We start from the raw sequence: 17,133 nt of genomic DNA, 5'->3' as shown, positions 1-17,133 counted from the left end.
TTTACACTCCTGCCTTTGGTAACAGCAATCTTCAGCAACCGGACCCATCATGCAACTCGACCAGCCCCTTTCCGACGCCGAATTCGACGAACTCGACGATTTTCTCCTCTCCGATCGCTGCGCCGACGATGTGATGACCATGGACACCCTGCACGGCTACCTGACGGCCCTGGCCATCGGTCCGCAGGAAGTGCTGATGGCAGAATGGCTGCCGCGCGTCTGGGGCAGCCGTCCGGAAGACACGCCCAAGTTCAAGAACGGCAAGGAAGCCGAGCGCATCACCAGCCTGATCGCTCGCAGCATGAACGAAATCGCCATCACCTTCGAAGTGGCGCCCAAGGAGTACGAGCCCCTGTTCTGCGAACGTGAACATGAAGGCAAGCCGCTGCTGGACGCGGAGGCCTGGGCCTGGGGCTTCTGGGAAGGGATTCAGTTGCGCGCCGAGCAATGGGACGAAATCTTCCATTCCAACCTGGCCCCGCTGATGCGCCCGATCTACCTGCTGGGCTCGGAGGAGCTGGAAGAGGAAGAAACCAAGCTCATCGATGACCCGGTCAAGACCCACAAGCTGGCCATCGAGATCGAGGCTGCCATTCCTCACATCCACCGCTACTGGGCGCCCAAACGCAAGTCGGCCGTGGAACAGGTGCAGCGCGAAGCGCCCAAGACCGGCCGCAACGATCCCTGCCCCTGCGGCAGTGGCAAGAAGTACAAGAAATGCTGTGGCGCGGACAGCAGCGCTGACGGCACCGAATAAGCCAGAAGGTCACAGGGGCAAGCATTTCCGGCCCATAACGAAAAAGGCGCACCGGGAAGCCGGCGCGCCTTTTTATTGCACTGCGGGCAACATGGCTGCCCTGCGCATCATTCCTTGATGAAGTGCTCGCGGTAATACTTGAGCTCTTCGATCGATTCCAGGATATCGGCCAGGGCCGTATGCATCTGGCGCTTCTTGAAACCGGTGGCGATTTCCGGCTTCCAGCGCTTGCACAGTTCCTTCAGGGTCGACACATCCAGGTTGCGATAGTGGAAGAATTCTTCCAGCTTGGGCATGCCGCGCACCATGAAGCGGCGGTCCTGGCAGATCGAATTGCCGCACATGGGCGACTTGCCGGCCGGGACGTATTGCTTCAGGAAGGCGATGATCTGCTGCTCGGCATCGGCTTCGGTGACGGTGGAAGCCTTGACGCGGTCGATCAGGCCCGAGCGGCCGTGGGTCCCCTTGTTCCAGGCATCCATGCCGTCCAGCAGCTCGTCGGACTGATGGACGGCCAGCACCGGGCCTTCGCCCAGGATGTTCAGTTCTGCATCGGTAACCACCACGGCCACTTCGATGATGCGATCCTTGTCCGGGTCCAGTCCGGTCATTTCCATATCGACCCAGATCAGGTTCATTTCATTGGGCCGGACGGGCGCGGCGGGGGCTTGTGACATAATTCTTCCTTATTGACGGGATGGGGATCTGGCCCCATCTGCTGCATGGTTCCATTGCCTGGTTCGCTCGCCCGGCACACGCCGGGCGTCATGACTCGATGTTTTGCCAACAGTGCGGCGGCGGGCATTCGGGTCGGGCTACGAACTTCGATACGAACTTCTTGACGAATTTCGATACGAATCTTCATATTTTCGCACAGGGTACGCATGTCTTCACTTTCGTTTTCCGTTTTGTTCATCGTGTTCCTGGGGATCAGCCTGGGGGTGCGGTTCTGGCTGGCGTCGCGCCACATTCGCCATGTGATCGCGCATCGCGCCGCCGTGCCGCCCGAGTTCGCCGAGAAGATTCCCCTGTCGGCCCACCAGAAGGCGGCCGACTACACGGTCGCGCGCACCAAGTTCGGCCTGGTGACCTTGCTGGTCAATGCGGCGGTGCTGATTGGCTTCACCCTGCTGGGCGGGCTGCAGTGGCTCTCCAGCCTGCTGCTGGGCTGGACCGGCGGCCCCGGCATGCTCTACCAGATCGCCCTGGTGGCCGGCTTCGGCATCATCTCCGGCCTGGTCGACCTGCCCTTCGACTATGTCCGCCAGTTCCGTCTGGAGGCCGGTTTCGGCTTCAACAAGATGAGCCGCGCCCTGTTCTTCAGCGACATGATCAAGCAGAGCCTGGTGGGCGCGGTGATCGGCCTGCCGCTGCTGTGGGTGGTGTTGACGCTGATGGACAAGGCCGGCGCGCTGTGGTGGTTCTACACCTGGGTGGTGTTGTGCGCCTTCCAGCTGCTGATGCTGGTGATCTATCCCAGCTTCATCGCCCCGCTGTTCAACAAGTTCACCGCGCTGGAAGACGACAGCCTGCGCAGCCGCATCGAGGGCCTGATGCAGCGCGTGGGCTTCGCTTCCAAGGGCTTGTTCGTGATGGATGGTTCCAAGCGCAGCGCGCATGGCAATGCGTATTTCTCGGGCTTCGGCTCGGGCAAGCGCATCGTCTTCTTCGATACCCTGCTGGCGCGCCTGGCCCCGCACGAGATCGAGGCCGTGCTGGCTCACGAACTGGGCCATTTCAAGCTCAAGCACATCGTCAAGCGGGTAGTGGTGATGTTTGCCATGTCGCTGGCGCTGCTGGCCCTGCTGGGCTACCTGAAGGGCCAGGCCTGGTTCTATACCGGGCTGGGCGTGGACCCGCTGCTGTTGGGCAGCAACGACGCGATGGCGCTGATCCTGTTCATGCTGGTGCTGCCGATCTTCACTTTCCTGCTCTCGCCGCTGTCTTCGCTGTCCTCGCGCAAGCACGAGTTCGAGGCCGATGCCTTTGCCGCCCAGCATACCCATGCCCAGGACCTGGTCTCGGCGCTGGTCAAGCTGTATGAGGACAACGCCTCCACGCTCACGCCCGACCCGCTGCACTCGGCCTTCTACGATTCGCATCCGCCGGCTTCGCTGCGCATCCGGCACCTGCATGGCGCCATGGCAGCACCTGCGCCGGCTGGCAATCACTGATTTCTTTCATTGCATACAGGTCAGGGGCATGCAGCTTCCTGACCGTTGGAGAACCCCATGAGCATTACCGCAAGCACCCTCGCCGCTTCCCGTTGCGTCCAGCCCATCGAGGCCCTGGATGACGCCGCCCTCGCCAGCCACCTGGCCGCCCTGCCCGAATGGAAGATCGAAGGCGGCAAGCTGGCGCGCAGCTTCGCCTTCGCCAACTATTACGAGACCCTGGCCTTCGTCAATGCGATTGCCTGGGTGATCCATGCCGAAGACCATCACCCCGACCTGGGCGTGAGCTACAACCGCTGCAGCGTGCGTTTCGATACCCATAGCGTCAACGACGGCCGTGGCGGTCTCTCGGCCAACGACTTCGTCTGCGCGGCCAAGGTCGACGCCATCTTCGCCCAGCGCGCCAACGCCTGATGGCTGGCCGCAAGCAAGCCGCAGCACGCGGCGCCGGGCCGGCCGCCAAGGCCGACCTGGAATCCGGTCTGGTGATCGCCGCCCACGGGCGGCATTATCTTGTGCAGGCAGGGGAACAGAAACTGCATTGCGTCACCCGTGGCAAGAAGAGCGACGTCTCCGTCGGTGACCACATCCGCCTGGCGCGCACTTCGCCGGACCAGGGCGTGATCGAGGCCATCGACGAGCGCAAGACCCTGCTGTACCGCTCCGACCAGTACAAGTCCAAGCTGCTGGCGGCCAATGTGGATCAGCTGTTCATCGTGGTGGCGACCGAGCCCAGCTTTACCGACGACCTGGTCTCGCGCGCGCTGGTGGCGGCCGAATCGGCGGGCGTGTCAGCCCACCTGATCCTGAACAAGACCGACATCACCGAAGCCCTGCCGAAGACCCGCGAACGCCTGCAGGTCTATGCGCGCCTGGGTTATCCGGTACACGAGGTTTCGGCCAAGGCCCATCCGGACGAAACCCGTGCGGCCTTCATGCCGCTGCTGGCCGGCAAGAGCACCATCCTGATCGGCCAGTCCGGCATGGGCAAGTCCTCCATCATCAACCTGATCGTGCCGGACGCCGACATCGCCACCCGCGAAATCTCGGCTGCGCTCGATACCGGCAAGCACACCACCACCTTTACCCGCCTGTACCAGATGGAGGGCGGTGCCAGCATCATCGACTCCCCGGGCTTCCAGGAATTCGGCCTGTACCAGCTCTCCGAAGGCATGCTGGAACGCGCCTTCCGTGACTTCACCCCCTACCTGGGCAAGTGCCGCTTCTACAACTGCCACCACCTCAACGAACCCGGCTGCGCCGTGCTGGAAGCGGTTCAGGCCGGCGAGATCGCCGGCCTGCGCCATCAGCTGTATGCACAGCTGGTGCATGAGTCTTCACAGACCTTGTATTGAAGACGACGTCTGAGGCGTCCTCAGACCCTCAGGCCGAGAGGCGGTCCGCCTCGACGACGGCCAGCGCAAATTCGCGCGGTGCTTCCTGCGGCAGGTTGTGGCCGATGCCGCCGGTCAAGGTGTGGTGCGCATACGGCCCGGCGAAGCGCTTGCGATAGAGCGCCGGCTCGAGGTGCGGGGCGCCGTTGGCGTCCCCTTCCAGGGTGATGGTGGGCACCGTGATCACGGGGAAGCTGCCCAGGCGCTGCTCCAGCGCGTCGTACTGCGTCTGGCCCGGCGCCAGGCCCAGACGCCAGCGGTAGTTGTGCACCACGATGGCGACATGATCCGGATTGTCGAACGCGGCGGCGCTGCGGGCATAGGTAGCGTCGTCGAAATGCCAGCGCGGCGAGGCCGTCTGCCAGATCAGTCGGTTGAAATCCTTGCGGTACTTTTCATAGCCGGCCACGCCGCGATCGGTGGCCAGGTAGAACTGGTACCACCAGTCCAGCTCGGCTTGCGGCGGCAGCGGTTGGCGGCCGGCATCGACATTGGTCATCAGGTAGCCGCTCACCGAGACCAGCGCCTTGACGCGCTGCGGCCACTGGGCGGCGATGATGCAGGCAGTGCGTGCACCCCAGTCGAAGGCGCCGAAGATAGCGCGATCAATGTTGAGTGCATCCATGAACGCAATGATGTCCAGTGCCACGACCGCCTGCTGGCCATTGCGCACGGTCGACGCCGACAGGAAGCGGGTACTGCCGTAGCCACGCAGGTAAGGGACCAGTACGCGATAACCGGCCGCTGCCAGGGCCGGGGCCACGTCGACGAAACTATGGATGTCGTAGGGCCAGCCATGCAGCAGGATCACGACAGGGCCATCGGCCGGACCGACATCGGCGTAGCCGACATCGAGCAGGCCGGCCTGCACCTGCCTGATCTGGCCGAAGGAAGTGTGCACGCCCGGCATCACCTTGCCGAGGGCGCCCTCATCGAGGCCGGGCGACTGCGCCCACGCCGTGGCCGACAGGCCCAGTGGCGCGACCATGGCAGTGCCGGCGGTGGCCGCGGCGGCACCGAACAGGCGGCGGCGTTGAAGATTGATTTCCTGTGTCATCGGGTTCTCCGTTCATGTGGATGGGACATGAAGGAGAATGCCGCGCCGATGTATCGCCCTTGTGTACGGCCAAGCCTGGTTTTGCAAGCCGGTGTAGCGGCGGCCATGCCGGATACATTGGGATACGCAATCCTGCGCCAGCAACCAGCAACCAACAACCAACAACCAACAGCCACCGGCCCAGGTCCTCACCGATTCAGGACAGGGAACTGATCACCAGTTCCGCCTCCAGCCCCTGCGGCACATCCGACCGGTTGCGTAGCACCAGACTACCCTGCAGGGCCAGCGCCAGCTGGCGGGCGATGGCCAGACCCAGGCCGGTGCCGCCGGTGCTGCGGTTGCGCGAGCCTTCCAGGCGGACGAAGGGCTGGAATACCGCCTCCAGCTGGTCTTCCGGAATGCCCGGCCCATGGTCGCGCACCGCGATGCGCAACTGCCCGGCGGGCAGGATGGTGGCTTGCACCTCAGCGGCCCCACCGAACTTGAGCGCATTGTCGATCAGGTTGGTGAGGATGCGACGCAGCGCATGGCTGCGGGTGATCAGGGCCAACGTGGGCAGGGTGCCAGCCAGCGTCACCGATTGGCCGCTGTCCTGATAATCGAAGACCATGCTCTCCAGGAACGAGGCCAGGTCGATGCGCACGGCGGCCTCGTCGTTGCCGTGGGCGCTGCGCGCATAGGCGATGCCCTCCTGCACCAGACGCTGGATTTCGGCCAGGTCGTTGAGCAGCTTGTCGCGCTCGCTGCCGGGATCGGCCATCTCGGCACGCAGCCGCATGCGCGTCAGCGGCGTCTGCAGGTCGTGCGAGACCGCCGCCAGGATCTGCATGCGTTCCTGCAGGTGATCGGCGATGCGCTCGCGCATGGCGTTGAAGGCAGTCGCAGCGTGGGCGACTTCGGCCGGGCCGTCCTCCTGCAGGGGCGGGCCCGGACGGCCCAGGTCGAGGCGGTCGGCAGCGGCGGCGAGGTCGGCCAGCGGACGCAAGGCCAGTCGCACCGCGAACCAGCTGCACAGCACCAGCAGCAGCAATTGCGCCACCAGCACGTAGGGCAGCCACTGGGTGAGCGGCTTCATGGCCGGATGCAGATCCACCGTCAGTGCGCTGCCATCGGACAGGCGCAGATGCGCCTGCAGATGTTCACGCGGACCGGGAACGGTTTGCATCGTGAAGGGATAGCGGCCACCTAGTGCGGCCCGGATGCGCGCAGCGATCTGCTGCGCCCGGGGCGACAGTTCGGGGATGCCGGCGCGACCTTCGCCGATGACATAGCCATAGGTATCGCGCTGCAGCGGTGCCAGCCACTGCGGCCGCTCGGCGGCGGGCAGGCGATCGAGAATGGCGACCGAGGTGGCCACGTCGTTTTCCAGCGTATCGAGCATGACCGCGCGCGCTGCGGTATAGCGCTCCAGGAACAGCACGGCGAAGGACAGGATATGGGCCAGCGCCAACGCCGCCAGGAAGATCAGGAACAGGCGTGCCCCCAGGGTGCGGGGCATGCGCAGCACACGCCTGGGCGCGCCGGCATCAGCTGAACGCGTGGTCACGGGCGGGCTTCCTCGATCTCGACCGGCATCGAGAACACATAGCCCTCGCTGCGGATGGTCTTGATGTAGCGCGGTTCGCGCGCGTCATCGTCCAGCCGCTGGCGCAGCCGGCTGACCAGGAGGTCGACGGAACGGTCGAAGATCTCGGCTTCGCGCCCCTGGGTCAGGCTCAGCAGCTGGTCGCGATTGAGCACCCGCTGCGGGTGATCGACGAACACCCGCAGCAGGCGGTATTCGGCGCCGCTGAGGGTGACCACCATGCCATCGGGCGCCAGCAGGTGGCGCTCCGAGGTATCCAGCCGCCAGGGACCGAAGCGCAGCAGCCGGCCGGCTTCACTGACCTGCAGATTGGGCGGCAGCATGCGGGTCCGGCGCAGCACCGACTTGATGCGCGCCAGCAGTTCGCGCGCGGCGAACGGCTTGGCCAGGTAATCGTCGGCGCCCATTTCCAGGCCGACCACGCGATCGGTCTCCTCCGAACGGGCGGTGAGCATGATGATGGGGGTGGCCTTGTGCTTGCCGGCGCGCAACTCGCGACACAGGACCAGGCCATCGTCGCCGGGCATCATGATGTCCAGCACGATCAGGTCCACGGCGTTACTGGCGACGAAGGCACGCATCTGGCGACCATCGCCGGCCACGTCCACGCGCAAACCGTTCTTTTTCAGGTAGTCGGCCACCAGTTCGCGGATGTCGCGGTCGTCGTCGACGATGAGAATGTGATCGATGTGTTCCACCTGACTGCCCTTCCCTTGTTGTGTTCAGTGTTGTCGCTGTCAGCTTTGAGCTTGCAGCCGGCCGGAGGCGGAACTGGCTCGAGTGAAAGTGCGCGACCCTGTCTTTTACGTCTTGCAAGCCTCCCCTGCAAGGGCTGCCGGCGGGAGATTTGTACCTCAATGTATCCGGCCGTATGCCGGACACAGACGACGACAAAACCACCCGCCAACCGGATTGGGAGGCCGCGAGCCTACCAGCCCGCCGCTGTTGGCGAGAATTGTAAGCCCGTGTAGCTGCGCCGTCGGCGGACACACAGGGATACACAAGCCGGCCCTGGCCTACACATGACAGATACACCGGTGCGGTCTCATGCACGGGTCGCCCATCACACCGCCCTTGCCGGCCTGTACATCATGACCCTCTATCTTGCCGCCTTCCTCGGCGGAGCGCTCACCTTGCTGAGCCCCTGCATCCTGCCGGTCCTGCCCTTCCTGCTGGCCCGCGCCGACCAGCCATGGCGGCTTCGCCTGGCGCTGCTGGCGGGCATGGCGCTGGTGTTTGCTGCCGTGGCCACGCTGGCTGCGGTGGGCGCCAACTGGGCCGTCCATGTCAATGAAGCGGGTCGCGTCGCTGCCATGCTGGTGCTGGCCCTGTTCGGTCTGACGCTGATGTCGCCCACGCTGGCCACACTACTGGCGCGCCCGGGCGTACTGCTGGGCAATGCGCTGGCCGAGCGCGGTGGGACGCCACGGGGCGGGCGCGAGAGCGTAGCCGCAGCCGTGCTGCTGGGCGCGGCCACCGGCCTGCTATGGACACCCTGCGCCGGCCCCATCCTGGGCCTGGTGCTGTCGGCCGCCGCCTGGGCCGGCCCGACGCCGCACACTGCCACCCTGCTGCTGGCCTACGCCAGCGGGGCGGCCTGCATGCTGGCCGTGGTCCTGTCCGCTGGGGCCGGTGTGATGGCTGTTCTGCGCCGTCGGCTGGGGATGGGTGAGTGGCTGCGCCGGCTGCTGGGGGCAGCCGTGCTGGCCGGGGTCGCCAGCATTGCCGTGGGCGCGAGCCTGCCGCTGGCGGCGAAGGCCAGCGCTACCGAAGGTCTTGAGACCCGCCTGCTCGAGCTGCTGGCACCGCCACGCGGGCCAGTTGCCGCAGCCATGGCTGGCGGCGCAATCGATCATCCGGCGGAGACGGCCAGGCGCCCCTACCGCAGCATCCTGCCGGTCGAAGGCGCATTGCCGGCCCTGGACGGTGCCGTGCAGTGGCTGAACTCGGACCCGCTATCGGCGCAACAGTTGCGCGGCAAGGTGGTGCTGGTGGATTTCTGGACCTACTCCTGCATCAATTGCATCCGCACCCTGCCCTACATCCGGGCCTGGGCCGAGAAATACCGTGATCAGGGCCTGGTGGTGATCGGGGTGCATACCCCCGAGTTCGCCTTCGAGCGCAAAGTGGACAACGTGCGCCAGGCCGTGAACGAATTCAAGCTCGACTTCCCGGTCGCGGTCGACAGCGAATTCCGCCTGTGGCGCGCCTTCGACAACAACTACTGGCCGGCGATCTACCTGGCCGATGCCCAGGGCAAGTTGCGCTACCACCAGTTCGGCGAAGGGCGCTACGAGAGCACCGAAGAGGCCATCCGGACCCTGCTCAAGGAGGCCGGCCAGGGTGCGAAAGGCAATGACGGAGATGCTGCGGTGAAGCCCAATGCCACCGACATCCAGGCCGCGCCGGACCTGGCCCGGCTGGCTTCGCAGGAAAGCTATCTGGGCTATCGCCAGGCCACCGGCATGGTCTCGCCGGAACGGCTGCGGCCCGATGTGGCGATGCACTACAGCGCCGCGCCACTGCAACTGAATCAATGGAGCCTGAGCGGCACCTGGAAGGTCGGTGCCGAAGCGGTGAGCCTGCAGCAGGCCGACGGCAGCATCGCCTACCGTTTTTCGGCACGCGACCTGCACCTGGTGCTCGGCCCCGGGGAAGACGGCCGGCCAGTGCGCTTCGTGGTCAGCGTGGATGGCCAGGCGCCGGGGGAACTGCATGGTGCCGACATCGATGCAGCCGGCAACGGCACGGTCAGCCGCACCCGGCTGTTCCAGCTGGTGCGCCAGCGTGGCGGGGTCAAGCCGCGTCTTTTCGAGGTGCGCTTCCTCGACCCCGGCGCCACTGCCTACGCCTTCACCTTCGGATGAGTTGCCCGAGCCGGCCTGAACCCTCACATCGTTTTCAAGAGAAAGGAAGACACCATGCGCACCATGATCGGCTGGATCACCGCATTGGCCATCTCGGCCAGTCCTTGTGCCTGGGATACCCACGCACCGGAGCAGGCGCAGGCCGCAGCCGTCCTGGCGGCTTTGTCCACCGCTGCCGGGAAGACCGCGCCATCGGCGGCGTTACCTGCCCCCTGATTTTTCATCGCTTCATCACTTCATCACTTCATCACTTCATCACTTCATCACCTCATCACTTCATCACTTCATCACTTCAAAAGGACCAGACATGAAACTGTATCTCAACGACATTTCCTCGGCCGCCTCGCGCGTGCGCATTGCCCTGGCCATCAAGCAGATCGAGGTCGACGTGCTGCCGGTCTCCATCCTCGGCGACGATCCGGAAAACCGCCGCGAGGACTACCTGCGCATCAATCCGCAAGGTCTGGTGCCGGCCCTGGTGACGGATCAGGGCGGGCTGATCACGCAATCCATCGCCATCATCGAATACCTGGACGAGCTGCATCCGGAGCCGCCGCTGCTGCCCAAGGGACTGGAACAGCGGGCGCTGTCGCGCTCGGTCGCCATCGCCATCGCCGCCGAAATCCATGCGCTGGTTCCACCCCGGGTGGCGCGCCGGCTGTCGACCCTGCCCGGGGTGACGGGTGCGGAGATCGCCGACTGGAACCGGCACTGGGTGATGGAAGGTCTGCAGGCCATCGACCGCCTGCTGCAGAGCCATCAGGCCGGGCCGTTCGTCAGTGGTCAGCAAGCTTCGCTGGGTGACATCCTGCTGTTCCCGCAGACGGTCAATGCCGAACGTATGGGCATCGACCTGTCGCAATGGCCGACGCTGGCAGGCATCCATGCGCGGCTGGCGGATATGCCTGCCTTTGCGGAAAATGCCCCGGCCCCGCGCACATGACAGCCGGTACACGCCAAGGCATGGGCGACCTCGGGTTCAGAACCTGTAGGTCGCCGTGAACGACAGCGTCCTTGGCGCCCCCGGAATGATCTGGGAGGCGCCGGTGGCGCTGGCGTAGTAGCGGCGGCCGGCCAGATTGGTCGCGGCCAGGGTGAAATCGGCACGCTGCAGGCGATAACCCACCATGGCATCCCAGCGGGTATAGGCGGGCAACTCGACCAGGTTGTCCCGGTCGGCGAAACGCGCGCCCTCGACGATCAGGCCGGTCTCGCCGAACCAGCCCAGCGGCGGCGCGTAGGAGACGAACAGGCTGCCATTGCGAGCCGACACGCCGCTGGCGCGCTTGCCGGTGAATTGCGGTTCGGCCTGCAGCACCTTGGCGTTCTGCTGCGTCCAGCCGGCACGCAGGAACCAGTGGCGCAGCACTTCACCGGCCACGCTGAACTCGACGCCGCGATTGCGCTCCAGCCCGGTCTGGTAGAAGGTGCCCGGCTTGAGGGGATCGGCCACGGTGCGGTTGTAGAGCTCCAGCTGGAACCAGGCCAGGGTGGTGCTGATCCTGCGATCGAACCAGTCGCTCTTGAGGCCGGTTTCGACCTGGCGGCTGTACTGCGGGCCGAGGTCGTTGGCGTTGCCCTCGGCGCCGGGTGTGATGCCGATCACGTCCCCTCCGACCGGGGCGTAGTTCTTGCTCCACGATAGGTACAGGTGCTGGTCGGGGATGGCCTCCCATACCGCCCCCACGCGCGGGCTCAGGGCATGGCTGGAGCGCTCGCTGCGCAGATTCTTCAACTGGTTGCGCGAATCGATGTCGAAGTCGTCCCAGCGCAGGCCGAACAGGCCTTTCAGGCGGCCGCCCAGATCGATCTGGTCCTGTGCATAGATGCCCAGGTTGCTGGCCTTGTGATAGTTCATCTGCCACGGCTGGGGAACCACGCCTTTGTTGTCGCGATTGTCGGGATTGCGAAGGGAGACCGGGGTGGCCGACCCCATCCACAGCCGGGGGTCGCGCTTCTGCCAGGCATATTCGACGCCGGCCAGCAACTCGTGCTGCAACGGCCCACTGGCGAGCTTGCCCAGCACCTCCAGGTTGGTCTGCAGGTTGCGCTGGTGCAGGTCCTGCTGGAAGCGGCTACGCTGGACCTGCTGCAGGTTGCGGCTGGTGCTGACGAAGGATTGCGAGACGAAGCTGTTGTCGAAGTCGCTATCGAGTTCGAACAGGCTCACGCCGTGACGGATGCTCCAGTCCGGCGCCACGGCGCGCGTGAGGGTGGAGCGCAGGGCCAGCGTGGTATCGCGCAGCACGTCGCGCCCGGCAGCACCGAAGAACTTGCCATCATCGGCCACCGGCAAGGCATAGGCGGTGGCCGTATTGCGCGGGGAGAGCGCGGTCACACGCGCCGGCACGCCGCGGTCGGGGGTGCGCAGGAACTCCTGGTATTCGGCCTGCAGCAGCCAGCTGTCACGGCCGGATTCCCACTTCAGCGACGGCGCGAAATACTGGCGGGTGCCGCGCACCTCATCGCGGAAATTGCCCTCGTGCTCGCGGCCGAGGTTCAGGCGCATGGCCCATTGCGCATCGAGCGGACGGTTCCAGTCCAGCGCCACGCCCTGCTGGCCGTAGCTGCCGAAGGTGGCCGAGGCCTGACCGAAAGCTTCCTGACCCGGCTGCTTGCTGATGCGATTGATCACGCCGCCGCCACTGCCCCGCCCATACAGGACGGCGGCCGGTCCCTTGAGGATTTCGATGCGCTCGATGGTGCCGAGGCTGCGCACGTATTGCGCGTCGTCACGCACGCCGTCCAGCAGCATGTCGCCGGCATTGGAAAAGCCACGGATGCGGAAGGCGTCGAAACGGGTATCGGAGACATTGGAAATGCCCGGCACCCCCGTCAATGCGGCCGCCATGTCGCGCCCGCCGTAGGCCATCACCCGTTCGACGGCGACGCTTTGCACGGTCTGCGGTATGTCGGTGAGCTCGGTGGCGGTGCGGGTGGCGCTACTGAGCTTGCCGGGACGCGGATCACCCTGGCTGCGCCGGTCGCGGACCTCGACGGCGGGCAGGCGGGAGGTGACGGTTTCTGCCTGGTCGTCAGCACTAGGGGAAGCCAGCAAAGGCAGGGCCGGCATGGAAAGCACGGCAGCAGCCAGCGCCGAAGGCAAGGCTCGCAGACGGAAACCGGATGGGACAACAGGCGAATCGGACATGGCAGCTTTTACTCCAAGGGAATAGAAAGGCGCCGATTCTAATTGCACAGATGCTAATGATTCTTATTTATATCGTGACATTTGCTGACCGTTTCGTAGTAGAAGGATTTTCTCGTCAGATATCGATAGCTGATTCAAATAAGTTCTGCCTGCGGCTCGAATAGTGTCGAGAAATTTGTTTCTGCTGCCCGAGCCAGCTTCATTGCCCGCCCCCACAAGGGGATTCGCCGACTGTTTCCGCAAGGCAAGTACAGCGGGTATCTTTTTAAGCCGAATCCCTTATAATCTAAGGAGTTAACGACTATCGGCGGCAGGCGCCACACTGGCCGCCGTTTTTATTTATGGCAATCAAACACTACCTTCAGTTTTCCGACTTTACGCTTGATGAATACGAGTACGTGATCGAACGTTCCCGTGTGATCAAACGTAAGTTCAAGAATTACGAGCCCCACCACACGCTGGCCGACCGCACGCTGGTGATGGTGTTCGAGAAGAACTCGACCCGCACCCGCCTCTCCTTCGAGGCCGGCATGCACCAGATGGGCGGTGCCGCGATCTACCTGAACACGCGCGACAGCCAGCTCGGCCGCGGCGAACCGGTGGAAGATGCGGCCCAGGTGATGTCGCGCATGTGCGACGTCATCATGATCCGCACCTACGGCCAGGAGATCATCGAGCGCTTTGCAGCCCATTCGCGCGTGCCGGTGATCAACGGCCTGACCAACGAGCAGCATCCCTGCCAGGTGCTGGCCGATGTCTTCACCTTCATCGAGCAGCGCGGCAGCATCCAGGGCAAGATCGTGGCCTGGGTGGGCGATGCCAACAACATGCTGTATTCGTGGCTGCAGGCGGCCGAGGTGTTCGGCTTCCACGTCAATGTCTCCACCCCCAAGGGCTATGACATCGACCCGGCCCAGGTCTCGCCCGGGAACACGCACTACACCTTCTTCGCCAATCCGGCCGATGCCTGCCAGGATGCCGACCTGGTCACCACCGACGTATGGACCAGCATGGGCTTCGAGGCGGAGAACAATGCGCGCCTGAAGGCCTTCGACGGCTGGATCGTGGACCAGGCCAAGATGTCGCGCGCCAAGAAGGATGCACTCTTCATGCACTGCCTGCCGGCCCACCGTGGCGAGGAAGTGGCCGCCGAGGTGATCGACGGCCCACAGTCGGTGGTCTGGGAAGAGGCAGAGAATCGCCTGCACGTCCAGAAGGCCCTGCTCGAATATCTGGTGCACGGCAAGTTCGACCAATGAAATTCCGGGCTGCGCATGACGCCCAGCCCGCCAGTCCTAGTCAATTCATCCTCATCGCAACGTCAAGATCATGTCCAACATCCTGCAATCCGTCCCGGTCAATCAAAAAGTCGGCATCGCCTTCTCCGGCGGCCTCGATACCAGCGCCGCGCTGACCTGGATGCGCCAGAAAGGCGCCGTCCCCTACGCCTACACCGCCAATCTGGGCCAGCCGGATGAGCCGGACTACGACGCCATCCCCAAGAAGGCCCTGCAATACGGTGCCGAGCTGGCGCGCCTGATCGACTGCCGCGAACAGCTGGCCAACGAAGGTATTGCCGCCCTGCAGAGCGGCGCCTTCCACATCTCCACCGCCGGCATCACCTACTTCAACACCACCCCGCTGGGCCGCGCCGTGACCGGCACCATGCTGGTGGCCGCGATGCGCGAGGACAACGTCGACATCTGGGGCGACGGCAGCACCTTCAAGGGCAACGACATCGAGCGTTTCTATCGCTATGGCCTGCTGGTGAACCCCAACCTGAAGATCTACAAGCCCTGGCTGGACAGCACCTTCATCAACGAACTGGGTGGCCGCAAGGAAATGTCCGAGTTCATGATCAAGTCCGGCTTCGACTACAAGATGTCGGTGGAAAAGGCCTACTCGACCGACTCCAACATGCTGGGCGCGACCCACGAAGCCAAGGACCTGGAGTTCCTGAACAGCGGCATCAAGATCGTGCAGCCCATCATGGGTGTGGCGTTCTGGCGCGATGACGTCGAAGTCAAGGCCGAGACCGTCACCGTGCGCTTCGAAGAAGGCCGTCCGGTGGCCCTGAACGGCAAGACCTTCGACAGCATGACCGACCTGATCCTGGAAGCCAACCGCATCGGTGGCCGTCATGGCCTGGGCATGAGCGACCAGATCGAGAACCGTATCATCGAAGCCAAGAGCCGCGGCATCTACGAAGCCCCGGGCCTGGCCCTGCTGTTCATCGCCTACGAACGCCTGGTCACCGGCATCCACAACGAAGACACCATCGAACAGTACCGCGACAACGGCCGCAAGCTGGGCCGCCTGCTGTACCAGGGCCGCTGGTTCGATTCGCAGGCCATCATGCTGCGTGAAACCGCCCAGCGCTGGGTGGCGCGCGCCATCACCGGCGAAGTGACGGTGGAACTGCGTCGCGGCAATGACTACTCGATCCTCAACACCGAGTCGCCCAACCTGACCTACCACCCGGAACGCCTGACCATGGAAAAGGGCGAAGGCAGCTTCTCCGCCATCGACCGTATCGGTCAACTGACCATGCGCAACCTGGACATCGCCGACACCCGCCAGAAGCTGGCGATCTACCAGGGCACCGGCCTGCTGGATTCCAGCACCGCCGTGTCGCTGCCGCTGCTGGGCAAGGATGAGAAGTAATTCCTGCAGGATTCCCCCTTACACCGTTTAATGGAAGCGATTCGATGAGCACCCAATTCGACAACGTCACCGTCCTCAAGAAGGGCAATGTCTATTTCGACGGCAAGTGCGTCTCGCACACCGTGCTGCTGGCCGATGGCAGCAAGAAGACCCTGGGCGTGATCCTGCCGTCTTCGCTGAACTTCAGCACCGGCGCGCCGGAAATCATGGAAATCAACGGCGGTAGCTGCCGCGTGCGCTTGAAGGGTGAAGAGGCCTGGAATACCTACGCTGCGGGTACCACCTTCAGCGTGCCGGGCAACTCCAGCTTCGACATCGAAGTGACCGAGACCCTGGACTACGTCTGCCACTTCGGCTGATCGCCAGCAAAGCAGAATGAAAAAGCCGTCGGTAGCGATACCGACGGCTTTTTTACGTGCAGGAAAACGCGTACTCAGATGAAGACCGGTTCCGGCTCCAGCTGCACCCCGAACTTCTCCAGCACGTCATCCTGGATGGCCTTGGCCAGCCTGGCGATTTCGGCACCGCTGGCGCCGCCGCGATTGACCAGCACCAGTGCCTGCTGTTCGTAGACACCCGCCCGCCCCATGGACTTGCCCTTCCAGCCGCAGCAGTCGATCAGCCAGCCGGCGGCCAGCTTGTAGTGATCGTCATCGACCCGATAGCTGACCAGGTTGGCGTATTGCGCCAGCAGGCGATCGCGCAGGCGGGCCGGCACGATGGGGTTCTTGAAGAAGCTGCCGGCATTACCGATGCGCGCCGGATCGGGCAGCTTGCGGGTGCGGATGGCGATGACGGCTTCGGCGATGTCACGCGGTCCGGGCGCGGTGATGCCCTGCTCTTCCAGCGCCTGCGACACATCGGCATAGTTGGCATTGGCGATCCAGCGCCTGGGCAGGGCGAAGCTGACGTCGAGCACGATGGCGCGGTCACGCAGTGCGTGCTTGAAGACGCTGTCGCGATAGCCAAAGCGACAGGCCTCGCGGTCCAGCGTCAAGATCTCGCCGCGCTCCAGATCGAAGGCGCGCAGGCTGTGGAAACGATCCTTCAGTTCGATGCCATAGGCCCCGATGTTCTGGATGGGCGCGGCGCCCACGCTACCGGGAATGAGCGAGAGGTTCTCCAGCCCGCCCAGCCCCTGCGCCAGCGTCCACTGGACAAAGCCGTGCCAGCTTTCGCCGGCGGCGGCGCGCACGTAGGTAAAGTCCTCGTCCTGGCCGGTGATCGCCATGCCGCGGCCTCGCATATGCAGCACCAGTCCACCGAAATCCTGCGTCAACAGCAGGTTGCTGCCGCCTCCGAGCACCAGTCGGGGCAAGCTCATCAGGGAGGCATCGGCGCGTAGTGCCTGCAGGGTTTCCACAGCATCGACGGGCAGGTAGGCGTGGGCCTGGGCGTCGATGCCGAAGGTATTGAGGGCGCGCAGGGAAACGGCGTGCTGGACGGGAAGCGAAGACATGGTCATAGGGCAGCGATTATAGCGC

The 17,133-nt window shown here is 64.4% G+C and carries 17 protein-coding genes; 10 read left to right on the top strand and 7 right to left on the bottom strand.

The window, feature by feature from the left end; genetic code table 11:
* The first annotated feature begins 49 nt into the window (after positions 1 to 49).
* The gene (locus BTM36_RS21300) at positions 50 to 757 is read left to right on the top strand and encodes a UPF0149 family protein (protein ID WP_077237830.1); all 708 of its coding nucleotides are present in this window, start codon (positions 50 to 52) and stop codon (positions 755 to 757) included.
* A 107-nt stretch (positions 758 to 864) separates the two neighbouring features.
* Here the strand turns inward: BTM36_RS21300 and orn are convergent, their stop codons facing one another.
* Positions 865 to 1,434 (bottom strand): oligoribonuclease, encoded by a 570-nt coding sequence (orn, locus tag BTM36_RS21295; protein WP_006465640.1) that lies wholly within the window; start codon positions 1,432 to 1,434, stop codon positions 865 to 867.
* A complete protein-coding gene (locus BTM36_RS27990; protein WP_139347227.1) occupies positions 1,392 to 1,673 on the bottom strand; it encodes a hypothetical protein in 282 nt (93 codons plus the stop codon). The genes orn and BTM36_RS27990 overlap by 43 nt, the downstream gene beginning before the upstream one ends.
* On the opposite strand from BTM36_RS27990, the gene BTM36_RS21290 reads away from it, so the two are divergent.
* The 3 genes from BTM36_RS21290 to rsgA are packed head-to-tail and all read left to right on the top strand — an operon-like array spanning position 1,642 to position 4,286.
* A complete protein-coding gene (locus tag BTM36_RS21290; RefSeq protein WP_077237829.1) occupies positions 1,642 to 2,931 on the top strand; it encodes a M48 family metallopeptidase in 1,290 nt (429 codons plus the stop codon). The two genes, BTM36_RS27990 and BTM36_RS21290, sit on opposite strands and share 32 nt — an antisense overlap.
* Before the next feature lie 57 nt (positions 2,932 to 2,988).
* The gene (locus BTM36_RS21285) at positions 2,989 to 3,345 is read left to right on the top strand and encodes a 4a-hydroxytetrahydrobiopterin dehydratase (RefSeq protein ID WP_077237828.1); all 357 of its coding nucleotides are present in this window, start codon (positions 2,989 to 2,991) and stop codon (positions 3,343 to 3,345) included.
* A complete protein-coding gene (rsgA, locus tag BTM36_RS21280; RefSeq protein WP_077237827.1) occupies positions 3,345 to 4,286 on the top strand; it encodes a ribosome small subunit-dependent GTPase A in 942 nt (313 codons plus the stop codon). The genes BTM36_RS21285 and rsgA overlap by 1 nt, the downstream gene beginning before the upstream one ends.
* Positions 4,287 to 4,314: 28 nt before the next feature.
* Here the strand turns inward: rsgA and BTM36_RS21275 are convergent, their stop codons facing one another.
* The 3 genes from BTM36_RS21275 to BTM36_RS21265 all read right to left on the bottom strand — a co-directional run bounded on the left by BTM36_RS21275 (position 4,315) and on the right by BTM36_RS21265 (position 7,665).
* Positions 4,315 to 5,382 carry an alpha/beta fold hydrolase gene (locus BTM36_RS21275; protein ID WP_077237826.1) on the bottom strand — a complete coding sequence of 356 codons (1,068 nt, stop codon included), beginning with the start codon at positions 5,380 to 5,382 and terminating at the stop codon, positions 4,315 to 4,317.
* Positions 5,383 to 5,578: 196 nt separating this feature from the next.
* Positions 5,579 to 6,880 (bottom strand): ATP-binding protein, encoded by a 1,302-nt coding sequence (locus BTM36_RS21270; protein ID WP_077237970.1) that lies wholly within the window; start codon positions 6,878 to 6,880, stop codon positions 5,579 to 5,581.
* Between the two features lie 44 nt (positions 6,881 to 6,924).
* Positions 6,925 to 7,665, bottom strand: a complete 741-nt coding sequence (locus tag BTM36_RS21265; RefSeq protein WP_077237825.1) for a response regulator — start codon at positions 7,663 to 7,665, stop codon at positions 6,925 to 6,927.
* Positions 7,666 to 8,058: 393 nt separating this feature from the next.
* Here BTM36_RS21265 and BTM36_RS21260 point away from each other — a divergent pair, with 393 nt between their 5' ends.
* The 3 genes from BTM36_RS21260 to maiA all read left to right on the top strand — a co-directional run bounded on the left by BTM36_RS21260 (position 8,059) and on the right by maiA (position 10,777).
* Complete coding sequence (locus tag BTM36_RS21260) at positions 8,059 to 9,834, top strand: cytochrome c biogenesis protein DipZ (RefSeq protein WP_077237824.1); 1,776 nt, start codon at positions 8,059 to 8,061, stop codon at positions 9,832 to 9,834.
* A gap of 54 nt (positions 9,835 to 9,888) precedes the next feature.
* The gene (locus BTM36_RS28415) at positions 9,889 to 10,050 is read left to right on the top strand and encodes a hypothetical protein (RefSeq protein WP_168189816.1); all 162 of its coding nucleotides are present in this window, start codon (positions 9,889 to 9,891) and stop codon (positions 10,048 to 10,050) included.
* A 91-nt stretch (positions 10,051 to 10,141) separates the two neighbouring features.
* Entirely contained in the window at positions 10,142 to 10,777 is a 636-nt protein-coding gene (gene maiA, locus BTM36_RS21250) for a maleylacetoacetate isomerase (protein WP_077237822.1), read from the top strand.
* Between the two features lie 36 nt (positions 10,778 to 10,813).
* Here maiA and BTM36_RS21245 read toward each other — a convergent pair whose 3' ends face one another.
* The gene (locus BTM36_RS21245; protein WP_077237821.1) at positions 10,814 to 12,985 is read right to left on the bottom strand and encodes a TonB-dependent siderophore receptor; all 2,172 of its coding nucleotides are present in this window, start codon (positions 12,983 to 12,985) and stop codon (positions 10,814 to 10,816) included.
* 341 nt (positions 12,986 to 13,326) lie between these two features.
* Between BTM36_RS21245 and argF the strand changes: the two genes are divergently transcribed.
* The 3 genes from argF (at position 13,327) to BTM36_RS21230 (ending at position 16,008) form a co-directional block, all read left to right on the top strand.
* Positions 13,327 to 14,244, top strand: coding sequence for an ornithine carbamoyltransferase (gene argF, locus BTM36_RS21240; protein ID WP_077237820.1), 918 nt, complete (start codon positions 13,327 to 13,329; stop codon positions 14,242 to 14,244).
* Positions 14,245 to 14,314: 70 nt separating this feature from the next.
* Positions 14,315 to 15,649: an argininosuccinate synthase gene (argG, locus tag BTM36_RS21235; RefSeq protein ID WP_077237819.1), complete on the top strand. Its 1,335-nt coding sequence runs from the start codon at positions 14,315 to 14,317 to the stop codon at positions 15,647 to 15,649.
* 44 nt (positions 15,650 to 15,693) lie between these two features.
* Positions 15,694 to 16,008, top strand: a complete 315-nt coding sequence (locus tag BTM36_RS21230) for a pyrimidine/purine nucleoside phosphorylase (protein WP_006463128.1) — start codon at positions 15,694 to 15,696, stop codon at positions 16,006 to 16,008.
* Between the two features lie 74 nt (positions 16,009 to 16,082).
* On the opposite strand, the gene murB is transcribed toward BTM36_RS21230, so the two are convergent.
* Positions 16,083 to 17,114 (bottom strand): UDP-N-acetylmuramate dehydrogenase, encoded by a 1,032-nt coding sequence (murB, locus tag BTM36_RS21225; RefSeq protein WP_174616891.1) that lies wholly within the window; start codon positions 17,112 to 17,114, stop codon positions 16,083 to 16,085.
* Positions 17,115 to 17,133 lie beyond the last annotated feature (19 nt).

It is taken from the genome of Herbaspirillum sp. VT-16-41, from assembly GCF_001994935.1.
GTDB lineage: Bacteria > Pseudomonadota > Gammaproteobacteria > Burkholderiales > Burkholderiaceae_D > Herbaspirillum > Herbaspirillum frisingense.
The sequence above is the reverse complement of the archived record's forward strand: the minus strand, read 5'-3'. Positions and strand labels throughout refer to the sequence as shown.

What these genes read in the sequence shown, in the direction of transcription:
- BTM36_RS21285 (WP_077237828.1), top strand. Translation starts at nt 2,989, where the DNA reads ATGAGCATTACCGCAAGCACCCTCGCCGCTTCCCGTTGCGTCCAGCCC.
- BTM36_RS21245 (WP_077237821.1), bottom strand. Translation starts at nt 12,985, where the DNA reads ATGTCCGATTCGCCTGTTGTCCCATCCGGTTTCCGTCTGCGAGCCTTG.
- BTM36_RS21275 (WP_077237826.1), bottom strand. Translation starts at nt 5,382, where the DNA reads ATGACACAGGAAATCAATCTTCAACGCCGCCGCCTGTTCGGTGCCGCC.
- orn (WP_006465640.1), bottom strand. Translation starts at nt 1,434, where the DNA reads ATGTCACAAGCCCCCGCCGCGCCCGTCCGGCCCAATGAAATGAACCTG.
- BTM36_RS28415 (WP_168189816.1), top strand. Translation starts at nt 9,889, where the DNA reads ATGCGCACCATGATCGGCTGGATCACCGCATTGGCCATCTCGGCCAGT.
- argG (WP_077237819.1), top strand. Translation starts at nt 14,315, where the DNA reads ATGTCCAACATCCTGCAATCCGTCCCGGTCAATCAAAAAGTCGGCATC.
- argF (WP_077237820.1), top strand. Translation starts at nt 13,327, where the DNA reads ATGGCAATCAAACACTACCTTCAGTTTTCCGACTTTACGCTTGATGAA.
- BTM36_RS21290 (WP_077237829.1), top strand. Translation starts at nt 1,642, where the DNA reads ATGTCTTCACTTTCGTTTTCCGTTTTGTTCATCGTGTTCCTGGGGATC.
- BTM36_RS21300 (WP_077237830.1), top strand. Translation starts at nt 50, where the DNA reads ATGCAACTCGACCAGCCCCTTTCCGACGCCGAATTCGACGAACTCGAC.
- BTM36_RS27990 (WP_139347227.1), bottom strand. Translation starts at nt 1,673, where the DNA reads ATGAACAAAACGGAAAACGAAAGTGAAGACATGCGTACCCTGTGCGAA.
- maiA (WP_077237822.1), top strand. Translation starts at nt 10,142, where the DNA reads ATGAAACTGTATCTCAACGACATTTCCTCGGCCGCCTCGCGCGTGCGC.
- BTM36_RS21230 (WP_006463128.1), top strand. Translation starts at nt 15,694, where the DNA reads ATGAGCACCCAATTCGACAACGTCACCGTCCTCAAGAAGGGCAATGTC.
- BTM36_RS21270 (WP_077237970.1), bottom strand. Translation starts at nt 6,880, where the DNA reads ATGCCCCGCACCCTGGGGGCACGCCTGTTCCTGATCTTCCTGGCGGCG.
- BTM36_RS21260 (WP_077237824.1), top strand. Translation starts at nt 8,059, where the DNA reads ATGACCCTCTATCTTGCCGCCTTCCTCGGCGGAGCGCTCACCTTGCTG.
- murB (WP_174616891.1), bottom strand. Translation starts at nt 17,114, where the DNA reads ATGACCATGTCTTCGCTTCCCGTCCAGCACGCCGTTTCCCTGCGCGCC.
- rsgA (WP_077237827.1), top strand. Translation starts at nt 3,345, where the DNA reads ATGGCTGGCCGCAAGCAAGCCGCAGCACGCGGCGCCGGGCCGGCCGCC.